General features: G+C 48.3%; 11 protein-coding genes. 1 reads left to right on the forward strand and 10 read right to left on the reverse strand.

Annotated features, from left to right (window positions below; genetic code table 11):
- Window positions 1-82 precede the first annotated feature (82 nt).
- The 6 genes from priA to PUW25_RS17975 all read right to left on the reverse strand — a co-directional run bounded on the left by priA (window position 83) and on the right by PUW25_RS17975 (window position 6,094).
- Complete coding sequence (priA, locus tag PUW25_RS17950) at window positions 83-2,665, reverse strand: primosomal protein N' (protein ID WP_274337350.1); 2,583 nt, start codon at window positions 2,663-2,665, stop codon at window positions 83-85.
- The gene (gene coaBC, locus PUW25_RS17955; protein WP_047910957.1) at window positions 2,652-3,863 is read right to left on the reverse strand and encodes a bifunctional phosphopantothenoylcysteine decarboxylase/phosphopantothenate--cysteine ligase CoaBC; all 1,212 of its coding nucleotides are present in this window, start codon (window positions 3,861-3,863) and stop codon (window positions 2,652-2,654) included. The genes priA and coaBC overlap by 14 nt, the downstream gene beginning before the upstream one ends.
- Window positions 3,864-3,988: 125 nt before the next feature.
- The gene (rpoZ, locus tag PUW25_RS17960) at window positions 3,989-4,222 is read right to left on the reverse strand and encodes a DNA-directed RNA polymerase subunit omega (protein ID WP_047910956.1); all 234 of its coding nucleotides are present in this window, start codon (window positions 4,220-4,222) and stop codon (window positions 3,989-3,991) included.
- A 10-nt stretch (window positions 4,223-4,232) separates the two neighbouring features.
- Window positions 4,233-4,814, reverse strand: a complete 582-nt coding sequence (gene gmk / locus PUW25_RS17965) for a guanylate kinase (protein ID WP_047910955.1) — start codon at window positions 4,812-4,814, stop codon at window positions 4,233-4,235.
- Between the two features lie 13 nt (window positions 4,815-4,827).
- On the reverse strand, window positions 4,828-5,088 hold the full coding sequence (remA, locus tag PUW25_RS17970; protein ID WP_006209218.1) for an extracellular matrix/biofilm regulator RemA: 261 nt from the start codon (window positions 5,086-5,088) through the stop codon (window positions 4,828-4,830).
- 118 nt (window positions 5,089-5,206) lie between these two features.
- The gene (locus tag PUW25_RS17975; RefSeq protein ID WP_047910954.1) at window positions 5,207-6,094 is read right to left on the reverse strand and encodes a YicC/YloC family endoribonuclease; all 888 of its coding nucleotides are present in this window, start codon (window positions 6,092-6,094) and stop codon (window positions 5,207-5,209) included.
- 201 nt (window positions 6,095-6,295) lie between these two features.
- On the opposite strand from PUW25_RS17975, the gene PUW25_RS17980 reads away from it, so the two are divergent.
- Window positions 6,296-6,688, forward strand: a complete 393-nt coding sequence (locus tag PUW25_RS17980) for an acyl-CoA thioesterase (protein ID WP_047910953.1) — start codon at window positions 6,296-6,298, stop codon at window positions 6,686-6,688.
- Window positions 6,689-6,817: 129 nt separating this feature from the next.
- Here PUW25_RS17980 and PUW25_RS17985 read toward each other — a convergent pair whose 3' ends face one another.
- The 4 genes from PUW25_RS17985 to PUW25_RS18000 all read right to left on the reverse strand — a co-directional run bounded on the left by PUW25_RS17985 (window position 6,818) and on the right by PUW25_RS18000 (window position 13,443).
- The gene (locus PUW25_RS17985) at window positions 6,818-8,683 is read right to left on the reverse strand and encodes a bifunctional homocysteine S-methyltransferase/methylenetetrahydrofolate reductase (RefSeq protein ID WP_047910952.1); all 1,866 of its coding nucleotides are present in this window, start codon (window positions 8,681-8,683) and stop codon (window positions 6,818-6,820) included.
- A 148-nt stretch (window positions 8,684-8,831) separates the two neighbouring features.
- On the reverse strand, window positions 8,832-9,518 hold the full coding sequence (locus tag PUW25_RS17990) for a copper homeostasis protein CutC (protein ID WP_047910951.1): 687 nt from the start codon (window positions 9,516-9,518) through the stop codon (window positions 8,832-8,834).
- A gap of 129 nt (window positions 9,519-9,647) precedes the next feature.
- Window positions 9,648-10,481, reverse strand: a complete 834-nt coding sequence (gene dapF / locus PUW25_RS17995; RefSeq protein ID WP_047910950.1) for a diaminopimelate epimerase — start codon at window positions 10,479-10,481, stop codon at window positions 9,648-9,650.
- 172 nt (window positions 10,482-10,653) lie between these two features.
- Window positions 10,654-13,443 (reverse strand): calcium-translocating P-type ATPase, SERCA-type, encoded by a 2,790-nt coding sequence (locus PUW25_RS18000; RefSeq protein ID WP_274338627.1) that lies wholly within the window; start codon window positions 13,441-13,443, stop codon window positions 10,654-10,656.
- Window positions 13,444-13,588 lie beyond the last annotated feature (145 nt).

The following is a 13,588-nucleotide window of genomic DNA, read 5'->3' on the forward strand; positions in this document are numbered from 1 at the left end:
ATGAACGTAATCATTTCAGGATTGAATCATCCTGCGTCATGTTAAATTATATGGTCTAAAATCCCGATCCTGAACTACATCACTACATCAGCATCTGTGGATCGACATCAAGGCTTATAAGCAAATCCTTACCCTGAAAATCCTGTTCCATCTTCCTCGCCATATTTTTCACAAGGCCGATGGCATCAATTTCCCCACGCCATTTTATCATACATTGAAACCTGTATCTATTTTTTAATCGCGGCATGGGCGAGGCAACCGGACCCAGCACATCAAATGCATCAGAACTAAACCGATCCAGACTGCCGAGCAGCCCCATCTTCTGCGCCTGCTCCTTGAGAAGTCTCGTGTAATTCTCCGCTGCCCTTACAAGAACAGGAAGCTGCTCATGAGAGAACGTCACCAGGATCAGCCGGCAGTACGGCGGATACTGCAGAGCACGCCTGTGACCCAGTTCATCCTTGATAAATGAGAGATAATCATGGCTTCCTGCATGCACTATGGAATAATGATCCGGTGTGTAGGATTGTACGAACACCTCTCCTGGCAGCTGATGACGGCCCGCACGGCCTGCAACCTGAGTCAGCAGCTGAAATGTTTTCTCAGCCGCTCTAAAGTCAGGCAGATTCAGCGCTGAATCTGCGGTGATCACACCCACCAGCGTCACATCCGGAAAATCAAGCCCTTTGGCCACCATCTGTGTTCCAAGCAATATATCTGCCTTCTTCTCGCGAAAAGCTTTGAGCAGCTTCTCGTGGGAGCCTTTTTCAGTCGTGGTGTCCACATCCATCCGAATGACCCTCACGCCAGGAAACAGCTTCGCCAGCTCTTCCTCTACGCGCTGAGTCCCCGTGCCAAAATATCGGATATGCTCGCTGCCGCAATCCGGACAAATCTGGGGAGCCGTTTCCGCATAACCGCAGTAGTGACATCTCAAATTGTTGCTTCGCTGGTGATACGTAAGAGAAATATCGCACTCTGGACAGCTCGCCACATAGCCGCAGCTGCGGCACATCACAAAGGTTGAGTAACCCCGGCGATTCAAGAGAAGCACCGTCTGCTCTCCGCGTTCAATCCGCTCGGCAATTCCTTGGTGCAGAGCTCTGCTGAACATCGACCGATTCCCGTCTTTCAGCTCCTCCCTCATGTCAATGATCCGTACCTTTGGAAGCTCATTGCCCAAGGCACGATAGTTCATCTCCATGAGAACCGGAGCAAATTCATCACTAGCTTGAGACCTGGCAGCATAGTAGCTCTCAAGCGAGGGCGTGGCCGAGCCTAAAATAACGGCTGCTCCATGCTGCTTGGAGCGTTCCACCGCTACATCTCTTGCATGATATTTCGGCGTCTCCTCCTGCTTATAGGAGGTCTCATGCTCTTCATCAATGATGATCAGTCCCAGCTGATCGAAGGGAGCAAACACAGCAGATCGGGCACCGATCGCCACCTTGACCTTACCCTCACGGATTTTGCGCCATTCATCATATCGCTCTCCGCCCGATAACCTGCTGTGCATGACGGCAACCTGGTCACCAAAACGCCCCTTGAATCTTTCAACCATCTGCGGTGTAAGTGAAATCTCAGGAACCAGTACAATCGCCTGGCGATTCTGCTTAATACAGCGCTGAATGGCTTGCAGATATACTTCCGTCTTACCGCTGCCTGTTACACCATGCAGCAGAAATACACCCTGCTCACGTTCATCTAACTGTCTTGCAATCCGGTCATAGACGGCCTGCTGTTCCAATGTGAGAGGAAGCGGCTCAGTTGGCTTGAAATCACGTCCACGGTATGGATCGCGGAACACTTCCACTTCAGAGATCGAGATTAAGCCCTTGTCTTCAAGCCCTTTCACTGTGGCGGCAGATACTTGAAGTGCAGACAGCACGTCTTTAAGCGGCATGGGAAGAAGCTCCTTTGCTTCGAGCAAAAAAGACAAAACCTCTTTCTGCCGTTTCCCTTTAGCCGGGAAGTCAGCTAGCGCATCTTCAGCCTCTTGCTCACTTACAGCAAGATGGACCGCCTTCAGCATCTTCTTCTGCAGCTTGTCCTTGATCATCTGTTCCTCATGCAGAATGCCGCTGCGAATTAAACGCTTGATTTCCTTAGAATGATCCGGATACCGATCACTTAGATGATCAAGTGTCACTTGTTCCTTGCTCCGTACATATCGGATGATTTCATCCTGGATGGACACATTCTCCGGTGAATCCGGCATAGCAAATAATACAGGGCCGTCGCTCGAAGCCTGAGATTCTTGCACGGTCTGCTCCTCTAATGATTCAAACCCTTCCGAAACAGAAACATAACGCTTGGATTTGCCCTTCAGCGCAGTCGGAATCATGACCTGTAAGGCCATTATCGCACTGCAGGCGTAATGCCTGCTCATCCATCTTCCAAGCTCCACCAGATCTGGCGACAGGGGTGAAACCAGGTCCAAGAGTTCGGCAATTGGCTTCAGCTTAAAATCTGTGTTTACTGCCTCTTCCAGCCCGACGACAAAGCCCTGAACCGTTCGATGTCCAAAAGGCACCCCGACACGACTTCCTACCTCTACCCAGCCCTTAAGCGATTCCGGAATCAAGTAATCAAAAGTGCGGTCCACGTCTTTGGCAGGCACGTCTACTATCACTTTTGCTATATTCACAAGCTCACTTCCTCCCATCCATTCGGGAGGCTGCAATCAGCAGTACTTGCCGTGCTACTTCTTCTTTGGCCGTCACAGGTATTTCCTTGACCAAGCCCTGCTTGTCAAAAATCTTAACTGCATTCGTATCTGTCCCGAATCCAACACCCTCTTGAGTGACATCATTAGCAACGATCAGATCCGCATTTTTACGTTCGAGCTTAGATGCTGCATGCAGCTCCAGGTCATTGGTTTCCGCCGCAAACCCGATTAAGAATTGATGTGTTTTGGCTTTTCCCAGTGCTTCAAGAATGTCAACCGTCTTGACGAGCTCCAGTGTGAGCGTCTCGCCGCTCTTCTTAATCTTCTGCTTCGCCGCCTCCATCGGACGATAGTCAGCAACCGCAGCTGCCTTAACAACGATATCGCTCTGTTCCAAACGCTCAAATACTGCCTGATGCATATCATCTGCAGACTGAACTGGAACGACGGTTATTCCTTCTGGGTACTTGACCTGTATATTAGCTGCAATTAACGTGACCTCTGCGCCCATGTCCTTAGCTGTTTTGGCAAAAGCAACTCCCATCTTACCCGAGGAATCATTGGTAATGTATCTAACTGGGTCAATTCGTTCAATGGTACCGCCTGCAGTAACTACCATTTTTTTGCCTAAGAGGGGCTTGCCTGCTTCTTCCTCACCAAAAAAACGCTCGATTACATCCACAATGGTCTCAGGCTCTTCGAGCCGTCCTTTTCCGACATACCCACAGGCAAGCTGTCCTACACCCGGCTCGATAAAATGCACACCACGTGAATATAACGTATTCATGTTATGGATCACGGCAGGATGCTCATACATGTGTACATTCATGGCAGGCGCGACCATTACCGGCGCTGTCGTTGCCAGCAATGTCGTTGTCAGCATATCATCTGCAAGTCCATGAGCCATCTTGGCAATCACATTCGCTGTTGCGGGTGCAACAAGGACCAGATCTGCTGTATCCGCTAGGTTTATATGTGAGACAACGGATGCATCACGTTCATCAAAGGTATCTGTATATACCGGATTTCGTGATAATGACTGAAGGGTCAGCTCTGTAATGAACTCCTTGGCGGATGCCGTCATGATGACGTGTACCTCTGCTCCCTTCTGGACGAGCTTACTTGTCAGCGCAGCGGCCTTATAAGCTGCAATCCCTCCTGAAACACCGAGCACAATTTTTTTACCGTTCAGCATATGCGCTCCCCCTGTTCTGATTAAGATTTGGGACTTATGCGAATTACGCGTCTAAAGAAAAAAATAACAACCTTGCGGTTGTCACTTTTATCAGGGCTGTACCTTATTCGTATTTCGCGTATAGATTATGACTGGCTGTCTTGTTGTTCTGCTTCCTCTTCGTCATGACCTTTCTCCACACGCACAAAATCACCATAGATCTCTTCAAGTGCAATACCGACTTGCTTATGGGATTTCGGGTTTCTGAGTTCGGATTTCTCACCTTCACGCAGCTGTCTGGCGCGTCTCGAAGCTGCAACCACCAGAGAGTATTTACTGTCTACCTTGTTCATCATTTCATCAATAGATGGATATAGCATGGAGCACTCCTCATTTCGATTTACTATTTATTTTACAATGTTCGGCGATGATGATCGATTCTATTCGTTTGCAAGCCAAATCAATTTCGTCGTTGACGACTGCATAATCATATTGCTGCAGCAAACTGATCTCCTGCTCGGCTACAGACATGCGGTGATCAATGGTCGCCTGATTCTCGGTGCCTCTGCCTTGAATTCGATCCTTCAATTCATCAAGAGACGGAGGCAGCAGAAATACGAAAATTCCTTCTGGAAACTTCTCTTTAACTTTGAGAGCTCCTTGGACTTCAATCTCCAAAATGATATCTTTACCGGAATTAAGAGTCTCCTCTACGAAATCACGCGGGGTTCCATAATAGTTGCCTACATACTCCGCATGCTCCAGAAGCTGATCCTTCTCAATCATATCAAGAAACTGCTCTCGACTCTTGAAAAAATAATTGACTCCGTTCTCTTCACCAAGTCTTGGCTGACGAGTTGTCGCTGACACTGAATAGATGAGTTCAGGAACTCGTTTTCTTAGAGCAGTGCACACGGTTCCTTTTCCTACACCGGACGGTCCTGATAATACAATTAGTAATCCCTTAGACATATTACACTCCATTTTATTCGTCGTTGTCATCGTCTTTAGAAGATAAACGATGGGCAACCGTCTCCGGCTGCACTGCAGACAGGATCACATGATCACTGTCTGTAATTATTACCGCACGAGTTCTGCGTCCATATGTAGCGTCAATCAACATGTGACGATCCCGTGCTTCCTGTATAATTCTTTTGATTGGGGCGGATTCAGGACTAACAATAGAAATGATGCGATTCGCCGAAACGATATTGCCGAATCCTATATTTATGAGTTTAATTGCCATATTCAGGTTCGTCCCCCTATTACTGGTGTAATCTTTGCAAAACTGAATCAATTTCATAAAAATCATTAAAAAAGCAGCTAAAGGTATTATGAAATTGATTCAACTTAGTGTTCATTGCCTATTCTAAATTCGCAGCTTGTTCTCTGATCTTCTCCAGCTCGGCCTTCATCTCGACTACCAGATTAACCAGCCCCAGGTGGTGAGCTTTAGTGCCGATGGTGTTGACTTCACGATTCATCTCCTGGATCAAGAAATCAAGCTTGCGCCCTATAGGCTCACGCACGGTGAGCAGCTCTTCGCACTGAGCCATATGACTAGAGAGACGAGTCAGTTCCTCATCTATGTTGGATCGGTCGGCAAAAATCGCGATCTCCATACCAAATCTATGTTCATCGAATGGTGCATCAGAAATTTCGGTTAATCGCTGTCTCAGCTTGCTTCGGTACTCCGTCACTACAGCAGGCGCTAACTGAACCATCGCTGCATGATGAGCCTGCAGACTCAATATTCGCGACTTCAAATCAGCGGCAAGATGACTTCCTTCACGAGAGCGCATATCAAGCAGCTCATCAAGTGCAAGTGCTAGTCCTTCCTGCAGCGCAGTCTCCCAGTTCTCGTCCTCAAAGACTGTAAGATTGCTCATCTCCTCAGAACTCACTAACACACCAGGCAGCTGCAGCATCTCTGAAATGGTCAGGTTCCCCTTCATCCCGAAGCTGGACTCAAGCTCCCTTGAAGCCTCAAGATAGGAAGCAGCCATCTGCTTGTTCAGCACAGTACCTCTGCTGCTGTCATCCAATTCTCTCGTAATGAAAACATCAATTCTGCCTCGTGCAAGTTTACGCTGTACCATTCTGCGAAGCCCGTCTTCGAAACGACTCCATTCCCTTGGCATCCTAAAGACAACTTCACAGTATCTATGGTTGACAGATTTAACTTCAAGTTGTACCTTATACCCGCCATAGCTGAGCAAATATTGACCGTATCCGGTCATACTGAATGACATCGGCATCACATCCATTATACTATTGTATCGGATAATACAGGCTTAAACAAGTACGATAATCATGGGGGATTTGCCATTAATTCATACCATTATTGCCTAATTCAGGGCTTCCTATTAGAATCTGCATACATTATTTATTTGCACTTCAGGCACCGCCTTCCTAGTAACGCCCCATAAAAACTTAAACAGGAGAGCTGCTTAATGAAAACAGAACTGAACCTTATTGTTCGTCCCACCGAGATTGATGTTAACGGCCACGTAAATAATGCGAAATATCTAGAATATCTGGAATGGGCACGAGATGAATGGTATGAAGCGGGAGGGCTGTCATACAAAACACTGCTTGAGCTTGGCTGTCAGACGGTCACCGTTAATATCAATATCAACTATCGCAAGGAATGCTATCAGGGCCAGCTCCTTACGGTCACAACAGAACAGGACAGTGCCCGGAATTCAAGTTATGTGCTTAGACAAACGATATTAAATGAAGCCCAGGAGATCTGCGCAGACGCGCTCATTACAAGCGTGACCATCGACCCTTCCACTCGAAAAAGCAGACCGATACCGGAACAGCTCCGGAACCTTTTCTCATGATCAATCAATTGCTTAAACTTAACCATCATAGTATAGAGCAACAGCACAAAAGTCCGTACCTGCAGTATTCAGCACAGCAGGCACGGACTTTTTTTCGATTTCATTCGTGATACTCTATTTGGCCGGATTTTAGGTCTTAATTACACGGCCTGATTTCTCCCACACATAGTGAGTCAGCTCTTCACTCATTCCATAGAACATGAACGGAGTCATTATATAGATTCCATTAAAATGCTCCATCGCTACGTCCAGCAGCTCCTTCGCTATTGCCGTACCCACCTTGCGGCCCTCTTCGCCTTCGAGCCCCGCCATTCTTTCTCTGACTGCGTCCGATAATTGAATACCTGGCACCTCATTGTGCAAATATTCTGCATTTCGACCACTTGCGAGCGGCATAATTCCTACAAATATCGGAATATCCAAATGGCTCGTTGCTTCCTTGAGCTGTACAAACAGCTTAGGATCATAGATTGGCTGGGTCATAATATAGTCTGCACCTGCAGCAATCTTCTTCTCGAGACGCTGTACCGCCTTCTCCAAATATTTCACATTCGGATTGAATGCGGCACCTACAATGAAGTCGGCTTTTTGCTTAAGCGGTTTACCGGAGAACGCTATTCCACTGTTCAGCTGCTTGATCATTCGTATGATTTCAAATGATGTCAGATCATAGACAGAGCTTGAATCCGGAAGGTCTCCGAACCTTGCAGGGTCCCCGGTTACTGCCAGCACATGATCAATGCCCAGCGCATCAAAGCCCATGAGATGGGACTGGGTTCCGATCATATTGCGGTCCCGGCAGGCGATATGAATCAGCGGTCTCAGGCCGGTCTGCTCCTTCGCTAAATATCCAAGCGCCATATTGCTCATCCGGGTTACCGCGAGAGAATTATCAGCCAGTGTCAACGCATCAACTCCAGCCTTCTTCAGACTCTTCGCTCCGGTTAGAAATTTCTGAATATCAAGATCACGCGGAGGGTCAAGTTCAACGATGACGGTGTGGCGTTCTTTAACCAAGTCTACAATTGTAGGATCTGTTCGAATCGTGCCTGCTGCACTTCCATCGGCAAGCGTCTCGGATACGGAGTCCGGCACCGGCAGAAGCTCATCATCGACTACCGTTAATGGAGCTGCCTCATAAGTATCAAGAGCTGATACCATGGCTTTAATATGCTCCGGTGTCGTACCGCAGCATCCGCCGATAATCCGTGCATTCAAATCAGCGAACCGGACGGCGCTCTGACCGAAGTATTCAGCAGAAGCACCATACCGGTATTCCCCGTCAACGTATTCCGCCAGACCCGCATTCGGGAATACCGACATCGGAATTCCTAAATTCTGAACAGATTCCATTGCCCGCATAATACCATTAGGACCTGTCCGGCAATTAAATCCGATTACATCCGCGCCTTCTTTATGCAGAATCGAGAACGCTTCAGGCATTGTGAATCCATCGAACGTACGGCCGACATCATCAATAGCAAACTGGCAAATGATCGGCAGATCAGTCAACTTCTTAACCTGTCGAACAGCAATGACAAGCTCCTCCACATCATAGAAGGTTTCAAGCAATACCCCGTCAATTCCCTCTCCCACTAGAGCGGATATCTGCTGTTCGAAATAAAGATTCAGCTTGGCAGCGGAAATATCTGCTCTCTTACCGGCGCGAATGGCTCCGACTGCGCCAACCACAAACCCTTTATTCCCCATGGCTTCCCGCGCAACCCTCACACCCGCCCGGTTGATTGCCTCGACTTGATCTTCAAGTCCATATTTGGATAGGTTAACGTAATTCGCAGAAAATGTATTTGTTTCAATGAGCCTAGCTCCCGCTTCAATGTATCTGCGATGAACATCCTTGACCATCTCGGGGGATGTCAGGTTTAATTCCTCGTAAGAAACTCCGACCGGCACACCCATTTGATAGAGCTGTGTTCCCATAGCGCCATCGCCAATAATGACTTCATTCTTCAACACTTCACGTAAATCCGCCATCGTTCTCCTCCCGCCAATTCCAATTTATTCACACTAATGTAACACAAATGGGAGGATTGTTTAAGCAAAAAAAGCAGGCTGCTGCTGTCCCATTACTTAGATAATAGACAAATATCTGCTTGTCAGCATTTACTTTTTCCTGCCCCTTTTATTTATGGATGCAATCAGAGAGGGCACGCAGCTCGGCCGGATTGATCGGCTGTAGACCGGACTGATCGTAGCGGACGGCAGAGCCGAAGTGGATCTCTGTTACACCGGTTTGCTCAATAAAGTTCGTGATCATTTCTCTCTTCAAGCCACTGCCCGCTAGAATACAAAGGTGGCTTCCTGCTGCCTGTTCCACAAGTCTGCGAATTTGTGGAATCGACTGGGGGGCCGGCTTCGGACCACCGGAGGTGAGAACTCTCGTTACTGCATGATACTTCGCAAGAGTACTGAGACCCTCCAGCTGATCCTCCAGCTCATCAAAGGCACGATGAAACGTCACCTGCAGATCACCAGCTGACTTGAGCAGCAGCTCTAACGTTCTAACATCGATTTTGCCATCTGTTGTCAGCGCTCCAAGTACAACGCCTGCCGCACCTGTCTGCCGGATCGCCTCAATCTCGGCAGCCATCGTTTCCACATCGGTCTCACTATAAACGAAGGAACGGCTATGTGGACGCACCATGACATGCACGGGAATGCTAACAGACTTCACCACTTGGGAGACAAGACCGATTCCTGGAGTTAATCCGCCTTCAGTAATGGCCGTAATCAGCTCCAAGCGATTGGCACCGCACTTCTCTGCCGTAACGGCGTCGTCCACGGTCGTTGCTATAATCTCTAACAGCATAACTAATCACTCCTTACCCATTTGTCGGTATTCCGTATGATTCCATAAAAAAAGCACGCCCATCAACCAAAACAATGGTTAATGGGGATGCCTTCAGATTTATAACTTTATAATAGTATTCCGATTACATCAGTTCGTAGTTCCTGTATATACAATCTCGGCAGGTCCTGACATGTATACATGGTTATCTTCCTCACTCCACTCAATATACAGGTCACCGCCCTTTAGACTGATCCAGGCTTCACGATCCGTTACATCGTTCAGAACAGAGGATACCAAGGTAGCACAAGCCCCGGTTCCACAGGCGAGCGTCGGTCCTGCGCCGCGTTCCCACACCCGCATATCTACATGCCTGCGATCCTTCACCGTTGCAAACTCCACATTCGTTTTGTTAGGGAACAACGGATGCACTTCCATTTTAGGTCCCCATGCGGCCAGATCAAAGCTCACGGCATCATCAACATAAATTACACAGTGTGGATTACCCATAGATACTGCAGTGAACCGGAAGCCGCTGCCTCCCACCTCTATAGGTTCATTCACAACTGGATTTGCATCAATTGTCGTCGGCACCTTAAGACCGTCAAGCTGAGGTTCTCCCATATCAACACGCACCGTCTCCACTTTGCCGTCCTTTACAGTCAGCTGAACGGGCTGTACGCCTGCCCCAATCGTACGAATCGTAATCTCTTCCCGGTCAATATGTCCTTTATCGTACACATATTTGGCAACACAGCGAATTGCATTACCGCATTGTTCAGCCTCTGTACCATCCGAATTAATGATGCGCATTTGGAAATCCGCAGTATCGGAAGGCAAAATAAATACAAGCCCATCTGCACCGATCCCAAAGAATCGATCGCACCATTTTATCGCCAGCTCAGCCGCGTTAGCGGGAAGCTCTTGTTCTCCATATACGACAACAAAGTCGTTACCCAGTCCATGCATTTTCGTAAATTCCATGACGTAACTCCGCTCCTTTTGGCACTCCAGATCGAAAGAACCATTCATGATAGCTATCATAAATAAGCTCATTCTCTCCAGCCAAGCTGTTTATCTCAAGTATCCTACTAAAATATGATAAGCATTTGACTTTTTCAGGATAGCATACCTCAAGGAGCGAAGGAAATCTACTTTATGCTGAAAACTTTGTATTTTTTGGTGTGTAGCCTCCGGTTGTCAATCTCCTACGGTTACGGCGTCCTCCCCATACACTGCCGATTCCAAGAAGGAATGTAGGAATTCCGGCAGCAACGATAACAAGCGCCCACTCTCTTAGATCAAGCGGTACAGTTTTGAAGATCGGCTGCAGTTGAGGCGTGTACATTACGATAAGCATCAGAATGACAGATGACAGAACCGCAAGAACCAAATATTTATTCTGCAGCGGATTGCGATGGAATATAGATCTTGAGCTTCGGCAGTCAAATACATGGATGAGCTGCGCCATGACAAGGGTTGCAAAAGCTACGGACTGGGCTTTAACAAGCTGCCCTTCACTATCGGGTGCGGCCTGTAACGTTAACCAGAATGCCCCCAGCGTACATAATCCGATCAGCACACCACGGCTAATAATCTTCCAGCCCAGTCTTCTTGCAAAAATGTTTTCTTTCGCAGAACGCGGTTTATGCTCCATTAGATCTTTCTCCGGCTGGTCGACTCCTAATGCCATCGCTGGCAGCCCGTCGGTCACAAGATTGACCCATAGAATCTGAATCGGCAACAGTGGCAGTGGTAGACCTGCCATCATGGCGAAGAACATCGTTAATATCTCTCCGACATTGGAAGCCAGCAAATAACGAATAAACTTTCTTATGTTCTCATATATATTTCGCCCTTCCTCAATAGCCGAAACAATGGTAGAGAAATTGTCATCACTTAGTATGAGAGCAGAGGCTTCCTTGGTTACATCCGTACCTGTGATCCCCATCGCAATCCCGATATCTGCGGCTTTGATCGCAGGCGCGTCATTAACACCATCTCCTGTCATAGCAACCACGTGGCCTTTGCGCTGAAGTGATTTTACGATCCTCAGCTTATGCTCCGGAGATACTCTTGCATAAACATAAGTCTGCTCGACTTCATTGTCCAGTTCATCATCACTTAGTGCAGCAAGATGCTGACCTGTTAGTACCTTGCCATCCCGTGGCAATATGCCAAGCTGATGCGCAATCGCCTCTGCTGTCATGGAATGGTCACCTGTAATCATGACTGTCTTGATTCCGGCTCTTCTGCAGGTTGCAATCGCATCGCGGACCTCCTTGCGTGGAGGATCAATCATCCCGGCTAGACCAACAAAGATCAGCTGGCTTTCCGCCTTATGCTCACTATCTACATGTTCTTCCGCCTTCACGTCACGATAGGCCATGCCCAGCACCCTCAAAGCCGAGCTCGCCATTCTCTCTCCCGCTGCTGTAACCCTCTGTCTCAGCGTTCCGGTGAACGGCACTACCTTGCCTTCCCACATGATGTAGGTACATTCTTGGATTAATACGTCCGGCGCACCTTTAGTAAAGATCAGCCTTCCGCCTTGATGCCTCATCATCACTGACATCAGCTTCCGTTCCGAGTCGAATGGAAACTCCTGCACACGCTCATATAAGCCAGACAGGCTTTGCGGTGATACTCCGGCTTTGGAGGCAAGCGTAACCAGTGCGCCTTCTGTCGGGTCCCCCTTCAGTCTCCACTCCGTCTCCTCCAGCAGCTTCTTGCCGCTTCGCACATCTTCCGCCTGAACCTCTTCGATCTGCGCATTGTTGCAGAGTGCACTGATCTGGAACAGTCTGCGAAGAGATTGATCGCTCTTCAGGTCCACAAGCTGGTCTTGATACGTAATTTGTCCGGAAGGATTGTAGCCTTCCCCGGACACCTTCAGATGACGTCCGCCCTGCCAGACATCTGTTACCGTCATTTTGTTCTGCGTCAGCGTTCCCGTCTTATCCGAGCAAATAACCGAAGCCGAGCCAAGTGTTTCGACTGAAGGAAGCTTCCGGACAATGGCCTTCCGTTTAATCATCCGCTGTACACCAAGCGCAAGGGCGATCGTTACAATCGCAGGCAGTCCTTCAGGAATTGCCGCTACGGCAAGACTCACCCCTGCCAGGAACATCCCTACTGCCGGTTGACCATGCAGAATACCTGCCACAACAACTAGAACGGTTAACACTAGAGCAACAATAATTAATATTTTCCCTAGCTGTTCAAGTCTGCGCTGCAAAGGTGTCTCCTGCGCTTCGGTATTCTGAATTAGATCAGCAATTTTACCCATCTCGGTATCCATGCCGATGCGAATTACGATCCCCTTCGCTGTTCCTCTGGTCACCATCGTGCCCATGAACCCGATATTCTTCTGATCACCGAGTGGAATTTCCTCTTGCTGAATGATTCTGCTGTGCTTACTAACCGGCACAGATTCTCCCGTGAGCGCAGATTCTTCAACATCACAGTTGCTGGCTGCAACAAACCGAATATCGGCCGGAACGCGATCTCCGCTCTCCAGCATGATAATATCTCCCTGAACCAAATTTTTGGCCGGTATTTGCAGCACCTTGCCGCCCCGCAGCACCTTAGAAGTCGGAGCAGACAATTTCTTCAGCGCGCTGAGCGATCGTTCGGCACGAAACTCCTGTACAAACCCAAGGATTCCATTCAGCAGAATAATCGCGATAATGGTGATCGCATCCAGATATTCGCCCAGCAGCCCGGATACTAGTGTGGCCCCAACCAGGACAAGCACCATAAAATCCTTGAATTGATTCAGGAAAAGGGTGATCGGTGAGATTCCTTTCCCTTCGGACAGCTCGTTAGCTCCTGATTTTTTTTGTCTTTCTTCCGCTTCGGCTTCTGTCAGACCTATCTGCGGGTCCACATCCAGGCTGGCCCCAAGATCCTCTATGCTCATCTGATGCCAATTCTTATGCTCCATCACGTGCAGTTTCCCCTCCCGGTCTATAGTCCTGTGCCTGTCCAGTGTCATGACGTGCCCAAGTCAAAATAGGATTCAGGTTCTTCAGTAAGCACCGTCAATATTGCCGGACAAACTACTAACATTACTGTATTCGGACAAGGAC

The organism is Paenibacillus urinalis (assembly GCF_028747985.1).
In the GTDB taxonomy this organism is placed as follows: domain Bacteria; phylum Bacillota; class Bacilli; order Paenibacillales; family Paenibacillaceae; genus Paenibacillus; species Paenibacillus urinalis.